Annotated in this window: 23 protein-coding genes; 7 read left to right on the top strand and 16 right to left on the bottom strand. The window is 72.1% G+C overall.

Annotated elements, in window-relative coordinates; translation table 11 throughout:
- The first annotated feature begins 40 nt into the window (after positions 1-40).
- The gene (locus tag ACFE7H_RS01835) at positions 41-370 is read left to right on the top strand and encodes an ATP-dependent DNA ligase (RefSeq protein WP_375399484.1); all 330 of its coding nucleotides are present in this window, start codon (positions 41-43) and stop codon (positions 368-370) included.
- A gap of 40 nt (positions 371-410) precedes the next feature.
- Here the strand turns inward: ACFE7H_RS01835 and ACFE7H_RS01830 are convergent, their stop codons facing one another.
- The 10 genes from ACFE7H_RS01830 to ACFE7H_RS01785 all read right to left on the bottom strand — a co-directional run bounded on the left by ACFE7H_RS01830 (position 411) and on the right by ACFE7H_RS01785 (position 10,388).
- Positions 411-779: a hypothetical protein gene (locus tag ACFE7H_RS01830; protein ID WP_375399483.1), complete on the bottom strand. Its 369-nt coding sequence runs from the start codon at positions 777-779 to the stop codon at positions 411-413.
- 278 nt (positions 780-1,057) lie between these two features.
- Positions 1,058-2,065 (bottom strand): shikimate dehydrogenase family protein, encoded by a 1,008-nt coding sequence (locus tag ACFE7H_RS01825; RefSeq protein WP_375399482.1) that lies wholly within the window; start codon positions 2,063-2,065, stop codon positions 1,058-1,060.
- Positions 2,066-2,207: 142 nt separating this feature from the next.
- The gene (locus ACFE7H_RS01820) at positions 2,208-3,344 is read right to left on the bottom strand and encodes a cysteine desulfurase family protein (RefSeq protein WP_375399481.1); all 1,137 of its coding nucleotides are present in this window, start codon (positions 3,342-3,344) and stop codon (positions 2,208-2,210) included.
- A complete protein-coding gene (gene nadC, locus ACFE7H_RS01815) occupies positions 3,341-4,243 on the bottom strand; it encodes a carboxylating nicotinate-nucleotide diphosphorylase (RefSeq protein WP_375399480.1) in 903 nt (300 codons plus the stop codon). The genes ACFE7H_RS01820 and nadC overlap by 4 nt, the downstream gene beginning before the upstream one ends.
- Positions 4,243-5,889: an L-aspartate oxidase gene (gene nadB, locus ACFE7H_RS01810; protein ID WP_375399479.1), complete on the bottom strand. Its 1,647-nt coding sequence runs from the start codon at positions 5,887-5,889 to the stop codon at positions 4,243-4,245. Before nadB ends, nadC begins: the two co-directional genes overlap by 1 nt.
- Entirely contained in the window at positions 5,886-7,154 is a 1,269-nt protein-coding gene (gene nadA / locus ACFE7H_RS01805; RefSeq protein ID WP_375399690.1) for a quinolinate synthase NadA, read from the bottom strand. The genes nadB and nadA overlap by 4 nt, the downstream gene beginning before the upstream one ends.
- Positions 7,155-7,159: 5 nt before the next feature.
- Positions 7,160-7,825, bottom strand: coding sequence for an NUDIX domain-containing protein (locus ACFE7H_RS01800; RefSeq protein WP_375399478.1), 666 nt, complete (start codon positions 7,823-7,825; stop codon positions 7,160-7,162).
- Between the two features lie 90 nt (positions 7,826-7,915).
- A complete protein-coding gene (gene cofC / locus ACFE7H_RS01795; protein ID WP_375399477.1) occupies positions 7,916-8,524 on the bottom strand; it encodes a 2-phospho-L-lactate guanylyltransferase in 609 nt (202 codons plus the stop codon).
- The gene (locus ACFE7H_RS01790; protein ID WP_375399476.1) at positions 8,521-9,390 is read right to left on the bottom strand and encodes a coenzyme F420-0:L-glutamate ligase; all 870 of its coding nucleotides are present in this window, start codon (positions 9,388-9,390) and stop codon (positions 8,521-8,523) included. The genes cofC and ACFE7H_RS01790 overlap by 4 nt, the downstream gene beginning before the upstream one ends.
- The gene (locus ACFE7H_RS01785; RefSeq protein WP_375399475.1) at positions 9,387-10,388 is read right to left on the bottom strand and encodes a TIGR03557 family F420-dependent LLM class oxidoreductase; all 1,002 of its coding nucleotides are present in this window, start codon (positions 10,386-10,388) and stop codon (positions 9,387-9,389) included. The genes ACFE7H_RS01790 and ACFE7H_RS01785 overlap by 4 nt, the downstream gene beginning before the upstream one ends.
- A gap of 263 nt (positions 10,389-10,651) precedes the next feature.
- Here ACFE7H_RS01785 and ACFE7H_RS01780 point away from each other — a divergent pair, with 263 nt between their 5' ends.
- Genes ACFE7H_RS01780 through ACFE7H_RS01770 form a run of 3 tightly spaced genes read left to right on the top strand, consistent with a single transcriptional unit; the run spans position 10,652 to position 13,405 of the window.
- Positions 10,652-11,953 carry an aconitase X gene (locus ACFE7H_RS01780; RefSeq protein WP_375399689.1) on the top strand — a complete coding sequence of 434 codons (1,302 nt, stop codon included), beginning with the start codon at positions 10,652-10,654 and terminating at the stop codon, positions 11,951-11,953.
- Between the two features lie 19 nt (positions 11,954-11,972).
- Entirely contained in the window at positions 11,973-12,464 is a 492-nt protein-coding gene (locus ACFE7H_RS01775; protein ID WP_375399474.1) for an aconitase X swivel domain-containing protein, read from the top strand.
- Complete coding sequence (locus ACFE7H_RS01770; protein WP_375399473.1) at positions 12,461-13,405, top strand: ornithine cyclodeaminase family protein; 945 nt, start codon at positions 12,461-12,463, stop codon at positions 13,403-13,405. The genes ACFE7H_RS01775 and ACFE7H_RS01770 overlap by 4 nt, the downstream gene beginning before the upstream one ends.
- 210 nt (positions 13,406-13,615) lie before the next feature.
- On the opposite strand, the gene ACFE7H_RS01765 is transcribed toward ACFE7H_RS01770, so the two are convergent.
- From ACFE7H_RS01765 to ACFE7H_RS01755, 3 genes are all read right to left on the bottom strand, one after another.
- Entirely contained in the window at positions 13,616-14,290 is a 675-nt protein-coding gene (locus ACFE7H_RS01765; protein ID WP_375399472.1) for an MOSC domain-containing protein, read from the bottom strand.
- The gene (coaD, locus tag ACFE7H_RS01760; RefSeq protein ID WP_375399471.1) at positions 14,283-14,786 is read right to left on the bottom strand and encodes a pantetheine-phosphate adenylyltransferase; all 504 of its coding nucleotides are present in this window, start codon (positions 14,784-14,786) and stop codon (positions 14,283-14,285) included. The genes ACFE7H_RS01765 and coaD overlap by 8 nt, the downstream gene beginning before the upstream one ends.
- A gap of 102 nt (positions 14,787-14,888) precedes the next feature.
- The gene (locus ACFE7H_RS01755; RefSeq protein ID WP_375399470.1) at positions 14,889-17,063 is read right to left on the bottom strand and encodes an ATP-dependent DNA helicase RecG; all 2,175 of its coding nucleotides are present in this window, start codon (positions 17,061-17,063) and stop codon (positions 14,889-14,891) included.
- Positions 17,064-17,340: 277 nt separating this feature from the next.
- On the opposite strand from ACFE7H_RS01755, the gene ACFE7H_RS01750 reads away from it, so the two are divergent.
- Positions 17,341-17,463: a hypothetical protein gene (locus tag ACFE7H_RS01750; protein WP_375399469.1), complete on the top strand. Its 123-nt coding sequence runs from the start codon at positions 17,341-17,343 to the stop codon at positions 17,461-17,463.
- An 85-nt stretch (positions 17,464-17,548) separates the two neighbouring features.
- On the opposite strand, the gene ACFE7H_RS01745 is transcribed toward ACFE7H_RS01750, so the two are convergent.
- Together ACFE7H_RS01745 and ACFE7H_RS01740 are read right to left on the bottom strand one after the other, a co-directional pair.
- Positions 17,549-18,736, bottom strand: a complete 1,188-nt coding sequence (locus tag ACFE7H_RS01745) for a hypothetical protein (protein WP_375399468.1) — start codon at positions 18,734-18,736, stop codon at positions 17,549-17,551.
- Positions 18,737-18,836: 100 nt separating this feature from the next.
- Entirely contained in the window at positions 18,837-20,540 is a 1,704-nt protein-coding gene (locus tag ACFE7H_RS01740) for an acyl-CoA dehydrogenase family protein (protein WP_375399467.1), read from the bottom strand.
- Between the two features lie 118 nt (positions 20,541-20,658).
- On the opposite strand from ACFE7H_RS01740, the gene ACFE7H_RS01735 reads away from it, so the two are divergent.
- Positions 20,659-21,297, top strand: coding sequence for an RsmD family RNA methyltransferase (locus ACFE7H_RS01735; RefSeq protein WP_375399466.1), 639 nt, complete (start codon positions 20,659-20,661; stop codon positions 21,295-21,297).
- A 14-nt stretch (positions 21,298-21,311) separates the two neighbouring features.
- Complete coding sequence (locus ACFE7H_RS01730) at positions 21,312-22,094, top strand: putative protein N(5)-glutamine methyltransferase (protein WP_375399465.1); 783 nt, start codon at positions 21,312-21,314, stop codon at positions 22,092-22,094.
- A 125-nt stretch (positions 22,095-22,219) separates the two neighbouring features.
- Here ACFE7H_RS01730 and ACFE7H_RS01725 read toward each other — a convergent pair whose 3' ends face one another.
- Entirely contained in the window at positions 22,220-23,620 is a 1,401-nt protein-coding gene (locus ACFE7H_RS01725) for a DUF222 domain-containing protein (protein ID WP_375399464.1), read from the bottom strand.
- Positions 23,621-23,744: the final 124 nt, after the last annotated feature.

The raw sequence follows: 23,744 nt of genomic DNA, 5'->3' as shown, positions 1-23,744 counted from the left end.
CCACTTTCTTCTCCCGGATGGTCAGTCGGGAGCACCATCAGTGGGCACGTTCATTTACGACGGGGCGATGATCGAGTTCGACGACCGCCTGCTGACGCACCTGCAGATCGTTATCATGCAAAAGTTCCGCCGTCAGGAGAGCTTCGCCATGTCATGGCTCGACGCCCTCGCGATCGGCGACGGGCGCAGCTCGATCTGGCTGACCCCGACCACGCCGCTCTACTTCAAGTTCGCGGGCTCACGTACGCCGGCGATCGATGCGACGTGGCTCGGCGTGCTCGGCGAGTCGGCGAACAGTTCACGCGGCCTGGTGGTCGTCGACGAGCACGGCCGGCCGGCGCGGGCCGAAGGAGCCCACCGCAAGCCGTGACAGGAGGAGCGCGGTGAGGTCACCGCGCCGCTCGCCGTCGTCACCGCGCCGCGCCGTCGCTGCTCGGCGCCGCCGGCTCGTAGTCGTCGAACTGGACGACGTAGGCCTGCGGGTCGAGCCCGTCGTCCGGGGTGTGCGACCCGTATCGCGCCATCCGATGCTCGATCTCGTCCAGAGCGGGGCCGGGGGCGAGGTCGGGACCGCCCGTGCCGTCCTCCGTCACGACGATCTGACTCGCCGGGCCGATCAGCAGCTGCGCCTGCTGAACCTGGCCCGCTTCCCCGACCACGGGAATGCGCACCGTGTCCGCACTGCCTGATCGAGCGAGGACGCCCGCGTAGGTGAGCACGAGATCGGCGATCCGGTCGTCGGTGATCAGCACCTGGCTGCCCATCGTGAGGCGCTTCATCTTCGCCGTCCAACCGTCGTGGTCGCCGCACCGTCGGTTGTCGGCGCGTCATCGATCCGCCCGGTCGTCCGGACCGGTTCACCGGCCTCGATTCCGAAAGCGCATGGTCACCCGGGTCGGGTCACGCGCCCATTCGGCGGCCGGTACACGACACTGTCCCCGCACGTGCCTGAGTGGACAATCCCCTTGCCACAGCCGGTCGGCTGCGCTACCGGCGTGTCAGCGAACGCCTCTCAGCGAACGCCGGTCAGCGAACGCCTCCGTCGGCGGACGGTGGGTCAGCGAACTGCGAGCGCCAGATCGGAGAGCAGGCGGAAGTCGGCGCCGTCGATCGGGACGGGGATGCTGAACACCTCGCCGATGGCCTGCAGCCAGCCGTGCAGAAAGTAGGTCCAGCCGTCCTCCGTGAGCACCTCGCCCGTCAGTGCCTGCGACCGGGCCTGGCTGAGGAACTGCAGTTCGCCCCGGTAGTTCAACTCCCAGGCGAACGCGCCGACGGGGAACCGGGCGGTCGCCCCCAGGGGCGAGCCGGGTCGGTCCTTGCCGATCCCCGTGGCGTTCACGACGAATGCCCCCGGACGCAGCGAGTGCAGCACCGCGTCGGTCTGGTCGGTGTTGCGCACCAGGATGGTCCGAAGGGGCGTGGTGGCGCCCGTGGTCCGGTACAGAGCGACCAGGGCGCTGAGCCGCCCCTGATCGCTGTCGGTCACGATGACCTCGGCGGGACGGTCGGCCCCTCGCTCCGGCCTGGTCAGGTTCCAGGTGATCGCCACGCCCGCGCCGCCCGCGCCGAGCACGAGCGCCTGACGGCCGGTGCGCTCCCAGTGGTCGGCGGGGACGAACGCGTTCAACGCCAGACCGCTGGTGATCGGGTCCTTGGCGCGGCCGATCAGCCGCCCGTCGCGCTTGATGATGCAGCTGACCTCGCCCATCAACGTCGCGAGCGGACCCAGCTCGTCGAACAGGTCACCGGCCGCGTTGAAGAGATCGATCTTGTGCGTGGTCACCTGCGCACCGAGGCTGAGCGGATCGGCTGCGATGAACTGCACGACGTGGCGGTAGACGGCCGGATCGGCGCCGAGCGGCAGGTCCACGCCCTGCAGACGCGCGTCGTTCAGGCCGAGCTGCGCGGCCCAGCTGGGGAACACCCGCTGGATGGAGGAGCCGCCGGTGGTGACGCCGATGAAGTACAGCGTCGGCACGCGCGCCGGGATCAGCCCATCGACTGTGACGCTCGGCAGGGGCGCCATCGCGGTGGACGGGTCATGCAGCAGGGTTCCGGACATCACGAGCTCCCGGTTCGGGGTGGGTCCGGCGGGACCCGCAGATGACGGTATCAATGCGAGCGCCGGGCCGACTCTTCCCGATCCGGGGTGCGGATGCAACAGGCTGTTCTGCGGGTACTCAGCATGCGGCCGACGGGTTCGTTCAGGCGAGTACACGGACGCCGGCGGCCGCCTCCCGCAGCGCGTCGAAGGCGGCCCGCAGCTCGTCCTCGCCGGTGTGGAAGCCCATCGTGATGCGGATCGCGCTCTGCGCGGTCGCGGCATGGAAGCCCATCGCGGTCAGCACGGGCGAGGGTTCGTCATCGCCGGCGGCGCAGGCGGATCCGCTGGAGACGGCGATGCCGCGCGCGTCCAGCTCCGTCAGCAGCGACTCCCCGCTGATGCCGGCCACGACGAAGGAGGCGGAGCCGGGCAGGCGGCGCTCCGGGTGCCCGGTGAGTGCCGTGCCGTCGATCCCGGCGAGCACGCGGGTGACGAAGGCATCCCGGCGGGCCGCGAGCGCGGGGGCGTCGGCCCGGTCGCGGTCCGCCAGCACGAGAGCGGTGGCCAGCCCGACCGCGGCGGCGACGTTCTCGGTGCCGCTGCGGCGGCCTCGCTGCTGACCGCCGCCATGGATCAGCGGCTCGATCGGGACGCCGGCGTGCACGGCGAGGGCGCCGATGCCGACGGGGGTGCCGACCTTGTGGCCGGCGATCGAGACGGCGTCGACGCCGAGCGCAGCCAGCCCGATGGGCAGGACTCCCGCCGCCTGCACCGCGTCGGTGTGCACCGGGACGTCCCGGGCGTGAGCGAGCGCGGCGATCTCTGCCACCGGCTGGACGGAGCCGACCTCGTTGTTCGCCAGCTGCACCGTGACGAGCGTCGTGTCGTCGCGCAGCGCGGCCTCGACCTGCTGCGGATCGACCAACCCGAACCGGTCGACGGGCAGCACGGTCAGCTCGAAGCCGGCGCGGGCGAGGGCTCGGCAGCTCTCCAGGACCGCGGGATGCTCGACCGCGGTCGTGATCAGGTGCCGGCCGCGTGGCCGGGCCAGCGCGATGCCCTTGATCGCGAGGTTGGCCGCCTCCGTGCCGCCGGAGGTGAGCACCACCTCGCCCGGGCGGCAGCCGAGCACCGTCGCGATGTCGGCGAGCGCGGTGTGCAGGGCGCGGGCCGCGCGATCGCCCGGCGAGTGGTGGCTGCCCGGGTTGCCGGGTTCGCCGGCCAGGAACGGCCACATCGCCGCTAGCACCTCGCGGCGCACCGGCGCCGTGGCGGCATGGTCGAGGTAGACGGTCACTCGCGCCCTTTCCCACCACGGCTCGGCCGATCGAGGCCCGGCACGTCGAGGGCCGCCACATCGAGGCCCAGGTCGAGCGCGCGGGCGCTGTGGGTCAGTGCGCCGACCGAGATGACGTCCACGCCGGTGGCGGCGATCGCAGCGACGGTGTGCAGGTCGACACCGCCGCTGGCCTCGATGACGGCGCGGCCGTCGACCTGGGCGACTCCGCGGGCCAGATCGGCCAGCGAGAAGTTGTCGAGCATGATCGTGTCGACGCCGCCGGCGAGCACGGCGTCGATCTGGTCCAGCCGGTCCACCTCCACCTCCAGGTGCGCGGTGTGCGGCAGGGCAGCGCGGACTGCGCGCAGGGCGTCGGTCAGCGAGGTGCCGTCGGCGGTGAGCACGGCCAGGTGGTTGTCCTTCGCCATCACGGCATCGGAGAGCGAGAAGCGGTGGTTGCGGCCGCCGCCGGCGACCACGGCATGGCGCTCGAAGGCGCGCAGGCCCGGTGTGGTCTTGCGGGTGTCGACGATGCGCGCGCGGGTGCCGGCCACGGCGGCGACGTAGCGCGCGGTCAGCGTGGCGACTCCGCTCATCCGCTGCACGAAGTTCAGGCCGATCCGCTCCGCCTGCAGCACGCCGCGCGCGGGGCCGGCGACGGTGGCGAGGACCGTGCCGCGGTCGAAGGTGTCGCCGTCCTGCAGCGCCAGGCCGACCCGGATGCGGTCGTTGGTCAGCGCGAAGGCGGCCGCGAACACGGCGCCCCCGGCGAGTACGCCGGGCTCGCGCGCGACCAGCTGCGCCTCGACCGTCGCCGCGGCCGGGATCAGCGTCTCGGAGGTCAAGTCGCCCCAGGGAGCGTCCTCCTGCAGCGCCGCGGCCACGACCCGGTCGATCACGCTCGCGGTGAGCGCCATCAGCGCACCGCCGTTCGAGCGCCGCTGTCGCTCGGCCGGGCGCCCGCGTCGATTTCGGCAAGCAGCGGCGCGGGCGGCGCCGTCAGACGACGGAAGGCACGGACGGCCTGCGCCGGATCGGGCCTCGGAAAGTCGCTGCGGAAGTGGGCGCCCCGCGACTCCCGTCGCTCCAGGGCAGCGTCGACGAGCAGCGCACCGGCGAGCAGCAGGTTCGCGTCCTCCCATTCGGTGCTGGAGTACCCGGTGATCGACCCCGGGGCCGGCTGGGCGGCTCGCCAGGCCGCGATCGTGGCGGCGGCCCGACCGAGCGACTCCGCCGAGCGGACCAGGCCCGCGTCGGCCCAGAGCAGCCGCTGCAGGGCGGCGCGCGAGAACGGCGCGTTCCCCTGGGGAACGGGGACCGCTGACTGCCGGGTCGGCGTCGTTCGCGTGCTCCACTGGCTCCGGGGCGCTGCGTGCGGGCGGAACGGCCAGGCAGCGCCGGCACGCGGCAGAGCGCGCGCACAGCGGTCGGCGAAGACGAACGCCTCCAGCAGCGAGTTGGAGGCGAGCCGGTTGGCGCCGTGCACGCCCGTGCAGGCGACCTCGCCGATCGCCCACAGACCCGGCACCGAGGTGCGGCCGTCGATGTCGGTGGCGACGCCGCCCATCCAGTAGTGCGCGGCGGGCGTGACCGGGATGGGCTCGCGAGTCCAGTCGAAGCCGCCCGCCCGGGTCGTCGCACCGATCGTGGGGAACCGCGCGGCCAGTTCGGGAATGGCGGTCGCGTCGAGGCGTACGGGCCTGCCGCCTTGGCGGCGCATGGCCGCCGCGATGCCGCGGGCGACCACGTCGCGCGGGGCGAGTTCGGCGTCCGGGTGCAGGTCGACCATGAACCGGTGGCCGTGGGCGTCGAGCAGCACGGCGCCCTCGCCGCGGACCGCCTCCGACACGAGCGGCGAGCCCGGGACGGCGAGCGCGGTGGGATGGAACTGCAGGAACTCCAGGTCCGCCAGTACCGCGCCGGCTCGGGCGGCGAGCGCGACGCCGTCGGCGGTCGCGCCGGTCGGGTTGGTGGTGTGGGCGAACAGCTGCCCCGCGCCGCCGGTGGCGAGCACGACCTGGTCGACGGCGAGCAGCCCGGGACCGTGCGCGTCGAGCGTTTCGAGGCCGACGACCCCGCCGTCCCGCAGCAGCAGGTCGACCGCGAGGGTGTGCTCGCGCACGACGACTCCGCTCGCCCGCACCGCGGCGACGAGCACCGCCGCGATACCGGCTCCGGTCGCGTCGCCGCCGACGTGCAGCACGCGGGCGATGGCGTGCGCGGCCTCCAGCCCGCGTGCCGGCTGGGCGCCGTCACGGTCCTCGTCACGGTCGAACTGGAGTCCCAGGCCGATCAGCTCGGCGATCCGTGCGGGTCCGGCGGCCGCGAGCAGGGCGGCGACCGCCGGATCGGTCAGCCCGGCCCCGGCCGCGACCGTGTCGGCGGCGTGCAGGGCGGCGGAGTCGTCGGGCCCGGTCGCCGCGGCGATGCCGCCCTGCGCCCAGCGGGTGTTGCCGTCGCCGAGCACGCCCTTGGTGATGAGCGTCACCGCGCAGGTCGGTGCGAGGCGAAGCGCGACCAGCATGCCGGCCGCACCGCTGCCGACTACCGCGACTCGGGTCACGGGCGGGCCGCCAGCATGCGCTCCAGGGCCACCCGGGCATGCGTCGCCGTGCGCTCGTCCACCCGGATACGGTTCACGACCTGCCCGTCGACCAGCGACTCCAGCACCCACGCCAGGTGGCCGGGATGGATGCGGTACATCGTCGAGCACGGGCAGACGACGGGGTCCAGGCAGAAGATCGTATGCTGCGGATACTGCGCGGCCAGCCGGTTGACCAGGTTCACCTCGGTGCCGATCGCGAACGTGGTCGGCTCGGTGGCGGCCGCGATCGCCTTCACCAGGTAGTCGGTGGAGCCGGCGCCGTCGGCCGCGTCGACGACCGCCATCGGGCACTCCGGGTGCACCAGCACGCGCACGCCGGGGTGCTGGGCGCGGGCCCGGTCGATCTGGTCGACCGTGAAGCGGCGGTGCACCGAGCAGAAGCCGTGCCACAGGATGACGCGGGCGTCCTGCAGCGTCGCGGCGTCGCTGCCGCCGAGGCCCTTGCGCGGGTTCCACATCGGCATCTGTTCCAGCGGCACGCCCATCGCCTTGGCGGTGTTGCGACCCAGGTGCTGGTCGGGGAAGAACAGCACCCGCTGCCCGCGCTCGAACGCCCACGCCAGCACGGTCGCGGCGTTGGACGACGTGCAGACGATGCCGCCGTGCTCGCCGCAGAACGCCTTGAGCGCCGCTGCGGAGTTCATGTAGGTGACCGGGATCACCGGCACGCGTCCCTGCGCATCCGGCTCGGCGCCGTAGAGCGCGGTCAGCTCGGCCCAGCACGCCTCCACGCTGTCGATGTCGGCCATGTCGGCCATCGAGCAGCCCGCGGCCAGGTTGGGCAGCATCACGGCCTGGTCGTCCCGCGACAGCATGTCGGCGGTCTCGGCCATGAAGTGCACGCCGCAGAAGACGATCGCCTCGGCCGCAGGGTGCGCCCGCGCGGCGCCGGCGAGCTGGAAGGAGTCGCCGACCGCATCCGCGTGCTGGATCACCTCGTCCCGCTGATAGAAGTGGCCGAGCACCACGACTCGGTCGCCCAGGGTCGCCTTCGCGGCGCGGATGCGGTCGTGCAGCTCGGCGTTCGAGGCGCGCTGGTACAGCTCGGGCAGGCCGCCCTGGCGCGGGGAGCCGACGGGGATCACGTCGCCGCGGCTGGCGCCCGGACCGTAGGAGGGAGCGGTCAGGTCGAAGGTCCACGGGCCGTCGGCGAGCGCGGGGTCGCAGGTGGCGGCGGGGTCGGCGCGGACGAGGGCGTCGATGGAGTCGAGGGAGTCGAGCACGGAGGTCACAGCAGCAGTTCCTTCTGGGCGGTGGAGCGGTAGAGCGCGGGCGGCCGGTGCCGTCCGCCTTCCAGGTGGCGGCCGGTCGCCTCGACCGTGCCGGTCGCCTCGATGCGGCGCCGGAAGTTGGCGGGATCGAGGCGGCGGCCGAGGATCGCCTCGTGCACCTCGCGCAGGTCGGCCAGGGTGAACTCGTCGGCGAGCAGGGCGTGGGCGATTCGGGTGTACTCGACCTTGTTGCGCAGGCGCTTCAGCGCCCAGCCGACGATCTCGTCGTGGTCGAACGCCAGCTGAGGCAGCGCGTCGGCCGCGAACCAGCGCACGTTCTCGCCGATGCGGGCGCGGTCCGCCTCGTCCGTGCGCACGAGCGCCCAGTAGACGATCGAGACCACCCGATCCACTGGGCTGCGCTCCACCGCGCCGAACGTGTACAGCTGCTCCAGGTGCTTCGGATCGAGCCCCGTGGTGGCGCGCAGGTTGCGGCGCGCGGCCTCGCGGAGGGACTCCGTCGCGGCGAGCGGTCCACCCGGCAGCGCCCACCGGCCGAGGTACGGCTCCCGCACCCGCTTGACCAGCGGCAGCGAGAGCACGACGTGCTCGCTGCGTTCGATCGCGCGCAGGCCGAAGATCACCGTGGAGACGGCGATCGCGGGGGCGGGATCGGACGACACGGCGACGCTCCAGACTCCCGGGACGACTTCGAGTGCGAATGACCCGAACTAGACCGTACCACTTCGGGTGCCGAACACCCGAACGCCCGGTCAGCGGCCGGGCGGGTGCGCCTCCAGCAGGGCCGCCAGGCACGGGCCCGAGGACCCGTGAGCCCTCGCCAGGTCCGCTGCGGTGTCGAGGTCGTGGCGCAGCGCGACGCTCGCGGTCAGCTCGACGGCGCCGAGGGCGCGGTGGTGCGCGGCGGAGTCCCGGCCGAACGCCGTGGCGAAGCGCACGCCCGGCGCGATCGTCACGGTCGTCGTGCCGGTGCCTGCGGCGTCCCGGACGAAGCCGACCGGCACGCGCGCCGCCGCCGCGAGCAGAGCAGTGACGGCGGTCGGCGTGATCCGGGGCAGGTCGCCCAGCACGACCGCGACGGGTCCGCGCGGATCGAGCAGTCGGGCGGCGGCGATCCCATCGGCGACCGCGCCGCTCAGGCCGCGCCGGCGCTGCTGGACCGCGCGCATCGCGTCCGGCCACGACCGCTCCCCCGGGTCGTCGGTGATCACGAGCACCCGCCGGACGGCGGGCACCGAGGTGAGCACCTGCAGGGTGTCCAACGCCACGGCCCGCGCCACGCCCTCCCGGTCCGGCACCTCGAGCCGCGACTTCGCTGCGGCGAAGCGCCGCACCGGGACGACGACGATCCAGCCGGTCACGGCTCCGGAACGGCGGCCGACGCCGACGCCGACGCCGACGCGGCCACCGACACCGGTGCGGACGACGCTGCCGCGGCGCCGTCGCGCCGGCCCTCGGCGTACGCCTCCGCAGTCCCCAACCGGAACATGTCGTCGGGACCGGTGCGGTTCAGGGTGCGTGCCCCGGGTCCGCCGCGCTCCCCCACGAAGCGGCCGAGTCCGCGGACGACGGCAATCGGTCGACCGGTCGCCTTACCCTTCACCAGATCCGCCGCGGCGGCGATCTCGTCCGCGACCGCCACGACGGTGACGTCCATCCGCCGGCCGGCCGCATCCGGTTGCCCGCGCAGGTCGTCGACCACGGCCAGCCCCGCTGCGCCGATCGCCACGTCGGTCTGACCCTGCCGCCACGGGCGGCCCAGCGTGTCGCTGACGACCACTCCGATCGGCACCCCGAACCGCTCGCGGAGGGCGGCGCAGATGCGGTCGGCGGACTCGTCGGGATCCACCGGCAGCAGCAGCACGGTGCCCTCGGCGACGTTGCTGGCATCGACCCCGGCGGCGGCCCCCACGATGCCGAGCCGGTTCTGCACGATGCGGGTGAGCCGCCCGTCCGGCTGGCGCCGCGTGGCGACCACGCGCACGGTCTCGTCGGTGATCGCCTGCTCGCGGTCGGCGGCGACCACCGCGCGGCCCTCCGCCTTGGAGACGACCTTGCTGGAGACGACCACGATGTCGCCGGCCGCAAGCGGCCCGATCGCGTCGGCCACCAGGTCGGCCAGATCGTCGCCCGCCCGCACCTCCGGCAGACCGGCGGGCGCCCAGCAACGCAGCTCCGGAGCCGCGTGGGGGTCGTCGGATGCAGCGCCGGATGCAGCGCCGGTCACCGCGTGAGCTTGGGCAGCACGTCGCGGGCGAAGACGTCGATCCACTCGCGCTGGTTGCGGCCCACGTTGTGCAGGTAGATGCGGTCGAAGCCCAGGTCGGCGTACCGCTGGATGGCGGCGCGATGCACGTCGGGGTCGGCGGAGATGGTCAGCCGGCCCTCGAAGTCCTCGGGCCGCACCAGCTTGGCCATCTGCTCGAGCTCGAACGGGCTGCGGATATCGCCCTTCGGGAACTTCATGCCGCCGTTCGGCCACTCATGCATGGCGTTCGCGAGCGCCTCCTCATCCGTCGGCGCCCAGGAGAGGTGCACCTGCAGCACCTTGGGGCCGCCCTCGGGGTCCTTGCCCGCCTCGCGCCGCCCGTCGGCGAACTTCTGGAACAGGCCGGAGATCTTCTCCAGCGGCGCCCCCACCGTGATCAGGCCGTCGACGACGCGGCCCGCCCGCTTGGCGGTGACCGGGCCGGCGGTCGCGATCAGGATCTCCGGCGCCTGCTGCGGCATGGTCCACAGCCGGGTCGACTCCAGCTTGTAGTACTGCCCGGAGAACTTGGTGTCCTTGCCCGCGAGGGAGGCGGTGAACAGGCCGTTGATGATCTCGATCGCCTCGAACATGCGGCTGATGCGCTCGGGCGCCTCCGGCCAGTAGCCGCCGACGACGTGCTCGTTCAGCGCCTCACCCGAGCCGAGGCCCAGCCAGTGCCGGCCCGGGTACATGGCGCCGAGCGTGGCGGAGGCCTGCGCGACCATCGCCGGGTGCCACCGAAAGGTGGGCGCGGTCACGCCCGGTCCGAAGTCGCCCTTCGTCCGCTCCCCGACCGCCGTCAGGACGTTCCAGACGAACGCGCTCTGGCCCTGCGCGGGCACCCAGGGCTGGAAGTGGTCCGCCGCCATGACGCCGGAAAAGCCCTTCGACTCCGCGTAGGCGGACAGCTCGACCGCCTCGGTGGGGTGGAACTGCTCGAGCATGGCGGCATAGCCGATCTGCGGTGCGGACATGGCGCCAGTCTCCCACCGCCCACCCCCGTGCCCACCCCCGTGCCTCCCCCCGGCCCCTCACCCCCTCACCCCTCACGACCCCAGCACGACAGCAGGACAGTGTCCCGACAGCAGGTCGCCGGTCGACCAGGAACCTGCTGTCGGGACCTGGTCCTGCTGTCGCGCCGGGCGCCGGGCGGCGGGGGTCCTGGACGCGGGAAGGGGCCGCGCTCTGCCACAGTGGTAGCCGGAGTCGCTCGGTTGCGCGGGCCGGCTCGAACGTCATCGAACCGCGGGCGAGAGGAGATCCCATCCTGAGCACGGTCGCGCTGAGCGAAGCCGAGCGGGGCCTGCTGGCCGGCGACGACGGGCCCGGAACAGCGCTGGCCATGCGGGTGATCGTCGGACTCGCGAACGCGCTCGGCGCACAGGCGCTGCAACCGATCACCGCCGCGCACGTGGACGGCTGCCTCTACAACGGGCAGGTGAGTCTGGACTTCAGCGAGCGACTGCGGGAGCTCGGCGCCCGGGTATCGGTGCCGACGACCCTGAACGTGGGTTCCTTCGACCTGATGCATCCGGAGCTGATTCGCCCCACCGAGAAGACCGGGGTGGGACGAGAGCTGATGGCGAGCTACCGCGCCCTCGGCTGCGCGCCGACATGGACATGTGCGCCCTACCAGCTCGCGACCCGGCCGGCCTTCGGGGACCACATCGCCTGGGCGGAATCGAACGCGATCTCGTTCGTCAACTCCGTCGTCGGCGCACGGACCGACCGGTACGGCGACTTCGTCGACATCTGCGCCGCGATCACGGGCCGGGTACCGCTCGCAGGGCTGCACCTGTCGGAGAACCGGCTCGCATCCATTGTCTTCGACTGCGCCGCGCTGCCGGCCGCCCTGCTGCAGGACACGTCGGGCTGGGCCGTGCTCGGCGCGCTGATCGGCAGGCGGGCGGGCGGCAGCGTGGTCGCGATCACCGGGATCGCCGATCGCCCATCGGAGGATCAGCTGAAGGCGTTCGCGTCGACGGCCGCGTCCGCGGGAGGCATCGCGCTGTTCCACATCGTCGGGGTCACCCCGGAGGCGCCCACCCTGGATGCGGTGCGCTCCGGCGCCGCTCCCCCGGAGTCGATCCCGGTGGCGGTCGCGGACTGGCGGGCCGCCCGCAGCGCGCTCACGAGTTCGCCCGACACGACGCTGCACGCGGTGAGCGTGGGGACACCGCACTTCTCCCTGACCGAGTTCGGTGCTCTGGCGGGACTGCTGGACGAGCGCGGGCCGCTCCCCGACGGCTTCCCGTTTTACGTCTCCACCAGCCGCGCGGTGCTCGCCGAGGCGGCGGAAGTCGGCTACGCGGAAACCTGCCAGCGTGCCGGGGTGCGCATCCTCACCGACACCTGCACCTATGTCTCCGCGGTGCTGGACCCCGCCATCCGCGTGGTCATGACCAACTCGGGCAAATGGGCCTGGTACGCGCCGGCGAACCTCGGCATCGGGGTCGCCTTCGGCAGCCTGCAGGACTGCGTCGACTCGGCATATGCCGGGACGGTCGTGCATCGCTCCGTCATCGGGACGGACGTATGAGCCGCGTCGTGAACAGCCCGTGACGCTGACCCTGGTCCCGCTGCACCCGGGGGACGGCACCGGGCGGGTGCACGCCCTCACGGCGCCGATCTCGTTCTGGGGCGGAACCAGCCTCGAGGGCACGATCGTCGACGAGCGGCATCCTGAGGCCGGACTGAACCTGTCCGGCGGCATCCTCGTGATGACGGCGAGCCGCGGGTCGAGTTCGTCGTCGTCCATCCTGGCCGAGCAGATCCGGCTCGGCACCGCGACCGCCGGGATCATCCTGGCCACCCGCGACCCCATCATCATCCTGGGTGCCATCGCGGCGATGGAGCTGTACTCCCGATCCCTGCCCATCGCGCTCGCGGACCACAAGCAGCTCGCCGAGATTCGGCTGCTCCCCCGCGTGCACCTGCACGTCACCGGGTCGACCGCCACAGCCGAAGCCGTTGCCGAACCGATCGCCGAAGCGACCGGCGAACCCGCAGCCGAACCGGCTGCCGAACCGAGCGAGGAGCACCAGGGATGACGGACGACGGGCCCCCGTGGATCGGTACCGACCTGCTGACCCGAACCGTCCCCGTCGGGGACGCGATCGCCGTGATCCGCGACGAGTTGCTCGGCGGGCTGGACGTCACGGCCGATCCGCAGCGGTCGTCGCTGCCCCTGGACAACGGCGAGATGCTGCTGATGCCGTCCCTGGCGGGCGAATCGGTGGGCGTGAAGATCGTGACGGTGGCGCCGGGGAATCCGTCGGTCGGGCTCCCCAGGATCAGTGCCGTCTACGTGCTGTTCGATCCGACGACCCTGGAAGTGCGGGCCCTGTTCGACGGGAACGGGCTGACGGCGCTGCGCACACCGGCGGTCTCCGCCGTCGCCGTCGATGCGCTGGCGACACCGGACGCCTCGCGCCTGCTCGTCTTCGGCACCGGGCCGCAGGCGCTCGGCCACGTCCAGGCGATCCGGGCCGTCCGGCCCGTCGCGCACGTCGAGGTCGTCGGGCGGAACGCGCAGTCGGCCGCCCGGTTCGTGGAGCGCTGCCGCGGGATGGGAGTCGACTCATCGGTCGGGAGCGTCGATTCGGTTGCCGAATCGGAGATCATCGCCTGCTGCACGAGTTCCGCTGACCCGCTGTTCGACGGACACGACGTTCCCCCCTCCGCCTGCGTCATCGCCATGGGATCGCACAGCCCGGATCACCGCGAGCTGGACGAACACCTGATGGGCGCCGCCGACGTGGTCGTCGAGGAACGCGCGACCGCGCTGCGCGAGGCGGGCGACGTGATCCAGGCCATCCGGCTCGGCGCCCTGGCCGAGGGCGACCTCGCCGAACTGACCTCCGTCATCCGCCGCGAGCCGGATCCATCGCCGACACGACCGCGCGTGTTCAAGGGGGTCGGCATGGCCTGGCAGGACCGTGCCGTCGCGGCCGCGTGCTGGTCCCGACTCCCGGACGATCGTCGCGGCTGACCCGCCGCCGTCGCGGCCCGCTCGGCTCCTCGGAGGGCCCGACAGCAGGACAGGGTCCCGACAGCAGGTGGCTAGTCGACCAGGAGCCTGCTGTCCGGACCTGGTCCTGCTGTCGTGCTCTGCGCTCTGCGCTCTGCGCTCTGCGGGGCGGAGGCAGGGCGGGTGCGGGGCAGGGCGGAGGTAGGGCGGCTACTGCTGCAGGCGCAGGCGTTATCGGACGGGGGTGCGGGTCGCCTTGCGTAGCGAGTGCTGCGCCATCCGCACCAGTTCGGGCGCGACGGTGAACTGTCCCTCCGCCGCCGCGTCGAGCAGGGTCGTCGCATCCCTGGCCGCAGCGTGGCGGAACCACTCGCCGATCGTCACACCGTGCTCGGGCCTCGACAGCACCTGCACCCGATCGCCCCGAGCGAGTTCGCCGGTGCGGACAACGCGCAGGTAGGCGCCCGGGGCGCCGTAGTCGGTGAAGCGGTCCACCCAGCCCGGCACAGCCATCCGCCGGGCGAAGGTGCCGCACGGCACTCGGGGCAGGGTCACCTCGAACACAGCCTTCGCGCCGATGCGCCACCGTTCGCCGATCACGGCGCCGGAGACGTCGAGGCCGCGGATGCGCAGGTTCTCACCGAACAACCCGGGCGGGATCTCGCGGCCCAGCTCGCGGGCGAACCAGTCGGCGTCCTCGTCGGCGTAGACGTAGACCGCCTGGTCGGGTCCGCCGTGCCACTTGCGATCCACCTGCACGTCGCCGTGCAGGCCCATCGGATGCACCCGGACGGGGCCGGGCACGACGCGCTTGTCGATGCCGGTCACGCCGTTGCCGCGATCGGGCAGCAGCGCCCACACGCGGCAGACGGCCGTGACGGCAGCGGCGCCGGCCGCCTCAAGCATCCACGTGCCCCACTCCGCGCGGCTGCAGCACCGCGGCGACCGCCGCCGGCACGTAGCGGGCGATGTCGCCGCCGAGCGCCGCGACCTGCCGCACGAGCGAGCTGGACACGTGACTGGTAGCCGGATCGCCGATCAGGAACACCGTCTCGACCCCGGCCAGATCGTTGTTGACGATGGCCATCGGAGTCTCGTACGCCACGTCGCCGGAGGAGCGGATGCCCTTCACCAGCACGGTCGCACCGACCTGGGTGCAGTAGTCGACGAGCAGCCCGACGGACCACGACGCCACCTGGATGTCTCCCTGCACACCCGCGTCGGCGATGGCGGAGCGCAGCAGCGTCACCCGCTGCGGGAACGGCAGCAGGGCCGCCTTGCCGGGGTTGTGCACCACCAGCACGTGCACCTGGTCGAAGATGGCGGCGGCCCGTCGGATGATGCTCAGATGCCCGAGCGTGACCGGGTCGAACGATCCGGGAACCACGGCGATGCGGGTCATGATCCGGGCTCCCTGTGCATTGCACCGAGTCTATGGATCGAGCCTGGTTCTGCGGATCGAGTCGGTCCGCCGACGGCGACGGTGAGGGAGACGGCGGGCATCTCAGCCCTTGTCGAGGAAGGCGCGGGCGTCCTCGTCGCTGGAGCGCTCGATCGCCGCCCGTAGTGCCGGATGCGCATCCAGCCCGGGGTCGCCGGCCAGGGTGGCGGATGCGGCCTCGCGCGCCTCGGCGATGATGTCGCCGTCCTTGACGACGCGCAACAGCTTGAGCGAGGTGCGCGCCCCGGACTGGCTGGCGCCCAGCACATCGCCTTCGCGGCGCAGCTCCAGGTCGACCTGGGCCAGGGCGAAGCCGTCGGTGGTCTTCGCGACCTGCTCCACCCGGTCACGACCGACGGTGCCGATCTGGGCCGACGTCACGAGCAGGCACAGCCCGGGCAGGCCGCCACGACCGACCCGGCCGCGCAGCTGGTGCAGCTGGGAGACGCCGAACCGGTCGGCGTCGAGCACGACCATGACGATCGCGTTGGCGACATCGACGCCCACCTCCACGACCGTCGTGGCGACCAGCACGTCGATCGACCCGGCGGCGAACTCCCGCATCGCCCGGTCCTTCTCGGCGGCCGGCATGCGGCCGGTCAGCGCGGCGACGCGGGCGCCGGCGAGCTGCGGCTCGGTCTGCAGGTCGGCGAGGGTCGCGGTGACGCTGGCGCGCGCCGCTTCGGGAGGGCTGCCTGCCAGGTCGTCGGCCAGGTCGCCCTCGTCGTCGTCCACGCCGATCGCCGGGCAGATGACGTACGCCTGCCGGCTCTGCTGCACCTCGAGCGCCACGCGCCGCCAGACTCCGCCCATCCATCCGGGCTTCTCGGCGAGCGGGACCACGTGACTCTCGATGCCGGCACGGCCCGAAGGCAGCTGCGCGATCGTGGAGACCTCCAGGTCGCCGAAGACCGTCATGGCCACGGTGCGCGGAATGGGCGTGGCGGTCATCACGAGGGTGTGCGGCGCGCTGCCCTTGCGGCGCAGCACCTCGCGCTGCTCGACGCCGAAGCGGTGCTGCTCGTCGACCACGACCAGTCCGAGGTCGTAGAACTCGGTGCTGTCGGACAGCAGGGCGTGCGTGCCGATCGCGATGCGCGATTGGCCGGTGACCAGGCGCAGTGCCGCGCGACGCCGCTCCGCCACGGTCATGGCGCCGGTGACGAGGGTCGGCATCAGCTCGGCGGACAGTTCGGGACCGAGTACGTGGGAGATCGAGCGCAGGTGCTGCGCCGCCAGCACCTCAGTCGGGGCCAGCAGGGCGGCCTGGCCGCCCGACTCCGCGACCGCGAGCATCGCGCGCAGGGCGACGATCGTCTTGCCGGACGCGACCTCGCCCTGGATCAGCCGGTGCATCGGCACGTCGCCGGCCAGATCGGCTGCGATGTCGGCCGAGACGGCCAGCTGGTCGTCGGTCAGCTGGAAAGGCAGGGCGGCGTCGAAGCGCTCCAGCAGGCCGCCGGGCTGCGGCACCCGCGGCGTGGCGGCGAACATCGCGCGGATCTGGCGGCGCTGCAGCAGCGCGGTCTGCAGCAGGAACGCCTCGTGGAACCGAAGGGTGCGCTTGGCCTGACGCCAGTCGCCGTCATGCTGCGGCTGATGGATACGGCGCAGGGCGGCCTCATAGCCCATCAGGCGGGCGGTCCGGCACACCTCGAGCGGCATCGGGTCGTCGAATCCGCTCACCGATTCGAGCACCAGGTCGACCGCCCGGCGGATCTGCCAGGTGTCGATCGAGGCGGATGCGGGATAGATCGGGATGGGTAGCTCGGCCCAGACGCGGGCGCCCTCGGGGTCCTTCTCGGGATCGGGCGGCTCGGCGCCTGCGTCGTGGAACAGCTCGTAGCGCGGATGCATCAACTGACGCATGCCCTTGTAGAGGGTGACCTTGCCGGTGAACATGCCGCGCGCGCCCGCGACCAGCTCCTTCACCCGGAACGACTGGTTGAAGAAGGTGAGTTGCAACGTGCCGGTGCCGTCGGAGATCAGCACCTCTTGCAGCGAGCCGCGCTTGGCCTTCATCGGTCGCTCGCCGGCGCGCAGCACGTCGGCGACGATGGTGACGTCGGTATCGAGCGGCAGCGCGTCGAGGCGGCTGACCTCGCCCCGCTTCACGTACCGGCGCGGGTAGTGCGTGAGCAGATCGCCGACCGTCTTCACGTCGAGCGCCTTGGCGAGCAGCTTGGCGGACCGTTCCCCGATCACCCCGGGGAGCGCGGCATCGAGCGGCCCAGGCATGCCTCCATCGTAGGAGTGGGGCCCGACGGAGGCCGGTGGTTGCGCGAAGCGCGGATCCCCGGTGGTGCGACCGGGCGTGCTGCGGCGCCAGCGGGCCGAGGAATTCAGGAGGTTTCGAGGAACTCAGTCGATCCAGGCCCGGATCGACCGCCGAACCTCGAATCCTCCTGAATTCCTCACGTCGTCGAGGCCGGTGGCTCGCGGGATCGGTCGATCCGGGACCGCGCGTCGAGTTCTTCCGTTCACCCGTCAGCGGTGACGCAGACGCGAGAGGGTCGTGACGGTATCCCGGGTTCGTCGCCAGAAGAAGGTCCGCGGCACGACGACTCCGCCCACCGAACCGAACGATGTCGAGGTTCGGATCTGGACGCGCGAGGCGCTGACGAGCGTCAAGAAGTGAACCTTGGATGGAGGCGACCCCGTCGGAGGTTCACTTCTCGACGCATCCGCCTTCGGTCCCGTCGAGAACTGAACCTCGACGCCGGTCATGTGCCGTCAAGGGAGGCGCGGGCGAGGGTGATCGCCCATCGGACGCCGGGAGACGCGTCGACATCGAGGAAGAACTCCTGGAACGGCTTGCCCGTGCTCCTACGCACCTCGTGGCTCATCGTACCCGTGCAGTCGAAGATGTAGGCGGTGCCGCGCAGCGCGATATCGACCTCGCCGGCGCCCTGACAGCTGACGCCGAGGTAGACGCCGCTGCTCTTCAGCAGGTTCTCGGCGTGCCGGACCGGGCCGTCGGCGCTGTTGTAAACCGCTGCGGCCGTGCCGGGCGTGCTCGGCTGCGGAAGGCGCCCCGTCGGCGCGACGTGGTAGCCGGTGACAGAGCGGGCGACCGACTCGGCCTGATCGGCGTTCCATTGTCGCTTCGGGGTGTTCGACAACGAGAGGGTGATGGTCTGCTTCGGATTCGGCGTCCATTGCACGGCGATCTGCCCGTAGCGGCCACCGGGCGCCTGGTAGATCGTCGCGGGCACGCCGTCGATGGTGAACTGGCGCACGATGCGCCCGTACGGACCGAACTCCCGGACGGCAGCGGGAGGCATGGTCTCCAAGCGCAGGGAGGTCCCGTCCGAGCCGCTCCAGACGCGCTCGACGGACTGCCGGTCCTGCTGCCGCTGCAGCGTCGGGCGACCGAACGAAGACGGCGGCTGGGACACATCCGGGTATCTCGAGCCGTCCAGCACCGACCGCGTCGCACCCGTCGATGCCTCGACGAGCCTGCGTTCGCCGAGCGGCTGCTGCAGCACGAGCAGGTGCGGGGACGCGATGTAGCCGATGGCCGGGCAGGCCATGGCGTCGCGCGACGGCTGCTGGTAGGCGGCGACCAGAACGCGAACCTCGGTCGCGCTCTCCGCCGCCGTCGTGCGGATCACAGGCGGCCCGCACGCACCTCCGCCGCGGTCCTCCGACCCGACCGCGAACACGGTCAGTTCCTTCGAGCCCCGCGAGGAGATGGAGGCGAGGCGCCACACATCGGGCTTGTCGTAGGGGACGCTCGTCCCGGACACCTGCACGGACGGCGACGCCGATGGGCCTCCGGGCCACTCCGCCGCCCGCGAAGCACCCGGGGCGACGCCGCAGCCGGTCACGCCGACGGCGACGACCGCAGCTGTGAGGAAACCGCCCGAGAAAACGGCGAGCAACCGACGTACGACCCGACGCGTTCCCACACAGAGGAGTGTGCGGCCGAACGATCAGCCTCTCAACCGTTCCACTCGCCCATTCGCCGCTCGGACCGGACTCGAGCACACCGGATGCGAATCCTGGCGTTCAGTCCAACGGGTAGCGGCCCGCCTGGCGGGTGACGCGGGCGCCCTCTCGGGCTCCGCGCGGGTCCGCTTCCAAGGCTCGGAAGGCGGCCTCCACGCTGAGGGCGCTCTCGGTCAGGAACAGCGCCGCCAGCACCCGCTCGGTCTCCATCGTCGCGTCGCCTCGCTCGATCGCCCCCGAGAGCCGGCCGACGACCGCGGTCTGCGCGGTGATGCCCGCCGCGGCCGTGAACAGGTGGCGCTGCACGAGCTGCCGGTCCTGCACGCTGCGACCGAAGCGGGTCACGGCCTTCTCGGTGGCGGCGCGTAGGTGTGCGGTCTGCCCGGCGATCGCGGCCGACTCTCGCGTCAGGGTCGGATGCACGCCCGCGAGGCGCGGCGGACGGACCGTGCGCACGGCGCGGTCCCGGACATACGGCGCCAGCGTGCGTGCGGCGCCGGCCACTCCGCCCTTGCCGAGGCGGGCGAGCGGCTCCAGCTCCGCACCGACCGCCTTCAGGCCGTTCAGCGACACGAGGGCCCGGAGCACGTCGTTGGCGCCCTCGAAGATCGGGAAGATGCGGAAGTCGCGAAGCGCCTTCGCCAGCGGATGGTCGTCCATGTAGGCGTCGCCGCCGTGGAGCTGGATGGCACGGTTCAGCGCGTACCAACCGGTGTCGCTCGCGACCACCTTGGTGAGGGCGGACTCCATGGAGTAGTCCGCGACGCCGCTGTCCACGAGGCCCGTGGTCAGGTAGCTGAGCGCCTCCAGCCCATAGATCTGCGCGGACATCCAGCCGAGCTTGTCCGCGACCAGCTCGAACTCGATCAACGGGTGGTCGAACTGGTGGCGCGCGGTCGCGTGCTCGACGGACAACTTCAGGAACGTCTTCATCCCGCCGGCGATCGCGGTCCCCATCGACATGCGGCCGTTGTTCAGCGTCGCCATGGCGATGCGGAAGCCGTCGCCGGGCTCGCCGAGCAGGTTCTCGGCCGGCACCCGCACGTCGGTGAAGCGCACGCGCTGCAGCCGGTTCGCCTTCAGGCCTACCGTCTCGAACCGCGGACCCGTCTCGACCCCCTCCGTCCCGCCCTCGACGACGAGCGCCACATGCCCCAGGTCGCTGCGGGCGAAGACCGTCAGCACGTCGCGGTCGCCGTTGCCGATCCAGCGCTTCTCGCCGTTCAGCAGCCAGCTGCCGTCGGCCTGCCGCTCCGCCCAGGTCTCCACGTGGTAGGCGTCGGACCCGACGTTGGGCTCGGTCAGCGCGAACGCGGCCAGCTTGCGGCCCGCGGCCAGATCGGGCAGCCAGCGGGCCTTCTGGTCCTCCGTGCCGAAGAGGTGGATGGGCTTCGTGCCGATGGACTGGTGCACGCCCATCACGACCGCCAGCGTGCCGTCGACGCGCCCGAACTCCTCCATCACCCGGCAGTACCCGGTCTGGCTGAGTCCCGCGCCGCCGAAGCGCTCCTCCACGAACAGGCCGGTCAAGCCCAGCTCGCCGAGGTCGCGCACGGTGTCGTCGCCGACCCAGCCGTCGCGCTCGGCCCGCCACGGGTCGTACGTCTCCGTCAGGTATCGGCGAGCCGTGGCCGCCAATTCGGCCGTTCGTGAGGCGTCGGGCGCGGTCTGGATGGGGTACGGCAGCACGAGCTCGGTGGCCGGGCGACCCGTGAAGAGCGACTTGACGTAGGAGGGACGGGGCGTGCGGTCGGGCGATGGCATCCGATCAGTGTCGGCGACCTCCTGCCTGCGGCCGAATCGGTTGGAGGAACTCCACGGGGCCGTGCGGCGACGCGCGACATCGGTCTGGGCGGGCCGGGAAGGGTGCAGGGTGGATGTCGTGCCCAGGATCATCGCCGGAGCGGCGGGCTCGCTGCAGCTGCGCACCCCGCGATCGGGCACGCGCCCGACGAGCGACCGGGTGCGGGAGGGGATCTTCTCCGCGCTCGAGGCACGGGGCGTGCTCGACGGCGCGCGGGTGCTCGACCTCTATGCCGGCTCCGGGGCGCTCGGACTGGAGGCGGTCAGCCGGGGCGCCGCGAGTGCGGTGCTGGTGGAGCGAAGCGGAGGCGCGCTGGCGGTGCTGCGGCAGAACGTGCGCGTCGTGACCGACGCCCTGCCGGAGGCGGACCGCCCGCTGGTGACCGTGGTCGGCCGGCCGGTGCACACCTACCTGACTTCCCTGCCGGTCCTGGCCTCCCTGCCCGCCCTGGCCTCCATGCCGCTCGGGGACGCTGCGGCGCCGACGCTGGTCTTCCTGGATCCGCCCTACGACCTGCCGGACACGGAGGTCGCCGACGATCTGCGGCTGCTGGCCGTGCGGGCCGCGGACGACGCGACGCTCGTGCTGGAGCGGTCCGCTCGCGGACCGTCGCCGCATCTGCCGCCGGAAATCGAATCCGTCCGCTCCCGCGACTACGGAGAGACGCGGGTGCACCTGCTGACGGTGGTCCGGTCGTCGGCCGAGGCACCGGAGTGACTGACGGACCGAGCGTGGATACGGGGGCATTGATCGCCGAGCTGCGGGCCGCCGGATGCGTGTTCGCCGAGGACGAGGCGGCGATCCTGATCGAGGCATCCGGCGGCGGGACAGTGCTCGACGAGGCGATGCTGGCGGAGATGGTGCGGCGGCGCGTGCGGGGCGAGCCGTTGGAGGCGATCGTCGGTTGGGCCGACTTTGCGGGCATCAGGGTCGTGGTCGAGCCCGGTGTGTTCGTACCGCGGCAGCGCAGCGCCCTGCTCGTCGACCTCGCGGCGGGGCTCGCTCCGCGGCACGGGACTGTGCTCGACCTGTGCTGCGGTACGGGTGGCATCGGCGCGGCGGTGGCGTTTCGGCGCCCGGACGCGGCCGTGTTCGGTGCGGACCTGGATCAGGCGGCGGTGCACTGCGCTCGCCGCAACTTGCCGGCCGGCCGGGTGTTCGAAGGCGACCTGTTCGACGCACTCCCGGATCGACTACGCGGCGCCCTGGACCTGGTGGTCGTGAACGCGCCGTACGTGCCGACCGAGGCGATCGCCCTGATGCCACCGGAGGCACGCGACCACGAGCATCGCATCGCCCTCGACGGCGGAGCCGACGGCCTGGACCTGCATCGGCGCATCGCGTCGGATGCGAGCGGTTGGTTGACGCCGGACGGGGTACTCGCGATCGAAGCGAGCGAACGACAGGCGCCGGTGAGCGCAGGCCTCTTCCGCGGGAACGGCTTCGCCGCCGAGGTGGTCTGCGATGACGAGATCGAGGCGACCGCCGTCATCGTCCGGCGCACGCACAGCTGAGTGCACGACGGCGCAGCCAGCAGCAGTAGCGCGCTCGAGTCGCCGACGGATCAGGTGACAACAGAGCGGGTACCGGACGCGGGTCAGCGCCCGTGTCGGGAGGCGTTCCACGGCCGTTCCGCGTCCTACATCCGCTTGGGCGTTCCGCGCACGTGGTTGATGGGGTGTCGTTGCATCCGGTGTCGGGGCAGCGGCGGTCCCTTCCAGTCCTTCTGTACCAGGTGTGGCTGCTTCGCGTGGAGCCGGATCTCGTGTCGGTCGGTGTTGTGGATCAGGTGGTGGTGGTGGCTGCAGAGCAGGACCCCGTTGTCGATGTCGGTGGGTCCCTGGTCGCGATGCCACCAGGCGATGTGGTGCGCGTCGGTCCAGGCGACGGGAGCAGTACAGCCCGGCCAGGCGCAGCCACCATCCCTCGCGGCGAGGGCTTTCTTCTGTGCGGGCGTGAACAGGCGGTTCGAGAGACCTAAGTAGAGGGGTTCGCCCTGCTCCCCGGTGACCAGCAGTCGTGTCCGTCCGTCGCACGCGATCTGTTCCACCGTCGGGATCGGGAGTCGGGCGAGGATGCCCTCTGGCCAGCCACCCCCGGTGCGGTGTTCCAGGTCGGTAGCGGTGACGTGGACAACGACCTCGTGAACGGCCTTGGTTCCGACAGTCCCGTCGTGTTCGGCCTGGACTCCTGCGGTGATGATGGCGGCGAAGGTGTCGAAGTCGTATTGCGTCGTGGTCCTCTGGTCGCCGTCGGTTTCCCTCCACGTGGATTCCAGGTCCTCGGCGTCCTCACCGCCGGCCGGCTGGTAAGTCATCCGCACCCCACGCCGGTGGGCTTGGAGCGCTTCCCGGAGGAGTACGGCCACTTCCGGGGTCGCGCGCCCGGTGAACGACGTCAATCCATCCACCCCGAGACGCCCGAGCCGGAACGCACGTTTCTGTCGTCGGGCTTCATCAGCGGGTTCAGTACCGTCCGGATCGAGGTACTCCGCCCACGTCGCGGTCTGCACCGACAGCAGGTCCGGGGTCAGGATCCCGGCGGCTTCGGTCAGTTCGGCTTCGGCGATCTCGAGGTTCTCGATCGTGGTCCGCTTCCGCACCGAGTTCAGGGTCTCCACCACCAGGCGGGCCGCTTCGATCCCGACCTCACCCGCGTTCACGGCGGCGGTCATCACCGGGTACCGGCCGGGCAGCTCATCGCCGGTGAGGCCGAGGCGGGGCAGCAGCGCGGTGCCGACGCCGATGCGGCGTTTGGCTTCCTTCGTCCCGATCCGGGCGACCGTGGAGACCAGGTCCGCGCCATCGCGGGCGTCGTACTGCTCGGCGAGACCATTCGGGCTCAACTGCACCCGGGACCGCCACTCCACCTCCGCGGCGGCACGGACCCGGCGGGCATCGACGACCCGACCGATCGCCTCCCACCCCTCCACCGCAGCGAGGACTTCCGAATCGGTCGCGGTCCGCGGCAGCACGGGTGCAGCGAGCACCGCGGCGAGCGCGCCGTCGAGCGCTTCGCGGGTGGTGGTCGCCGACTGCATACCTGCACTCAACCACCCACCACCGACAGCCGATCCAAGACCGAGAGACACACCGGATCAGCCGAACCCCTACCTCGGCTACGGCGCGTCGACTCCTCCACAACCACCCTCACTGCAGCGTTAT

Source organism: uncultured Amnibacterium sp. (assembly GCF_964250715.1).
Lineage (GTDB): Bacteria > Actinomycetota > Actinomycetes > Actinomycetales > Microbacteriaceae > Amnibacterium.
The sequence above is the reverse complement of the archived record's forward strand: the minus strand, read 5'-3'. Positions and strand labels throughout refer to the sequence as shown.

Bases quoted from the DNA above. Each gene is read 5' to 3' on its own strand.
- ACFE7H_RS01770 (WP_375399473.1), top strand. From the start codon at position 12,461: ATGACGGACGACGGGCCCCCGTGGATCGGTACCGACCTGCTGACCCGA.
- ACFE7H_RS01725 (WP_375399464.1), bottom strand. From the start codon at position 23,620: ATGCAGTCGGCGACCACCACCCGCGAAGCGCTCGACGGCGCGCTCGCC.
- ACFE7H_RS01740 (WP_375399467.1), bottom strand. From the start codon at position 20,540: ATGCCATCGCCCGACCGCACGCCCCGTCCCTCCTACGTCAAGTCGCTC.
- coaD (WP_375399471.1), bottom strand. From the start codon at position 14,786: ATGACCCGCATCGCCGTGGTTCCCGGATCGTTCGACCCGGTCACGCTC.
- nadC (WP_375399480.1), bottom strand. From the start codon at position 4,243: ATGGCGCTCACCGCGAGCGTGATCGACCGGGTCGTGGCCGCGGCGCTG.
- ACFE7H_RS01825 (WP_375399482.1), bottom strand. From the start codon at position 2,065: ATGTCCGGAACCCTGCTGCATGACCCGTCCACCGCGATGGCGCCCCTG.
- ACFE7H_RS01830 (WP_375399483.1), bottom strand. From the start codon at position 779: ATGAAGCGCCTCACGATGGGCAGCCAGGTGCTGATCACCGACGACCGG.
- ACFE7H_RS01755 (WP_375399470.1), bottom strand. From the start codon at position 17,063: ATGCCTGGGCCGCTCGATGCCGCGCTCCCCGGGGTGATCGGGGAACGG.
- ACFE7H_RS01765 (WP_375399472.1), bottom strand. From the start codon at position 14,290: ATGCTTGAGGCGGCCGGCGCCGCTGCCGTCACGGCCGTCTGCCGCGTG.
- ACFE7H_RS01785 (WP_375399475.1), bottom strand. From the start codon at position 10,388: ATGTCCGCACCGCAGATCGGCTATGCCGCCATGCTCGAGCAGTTCCAC.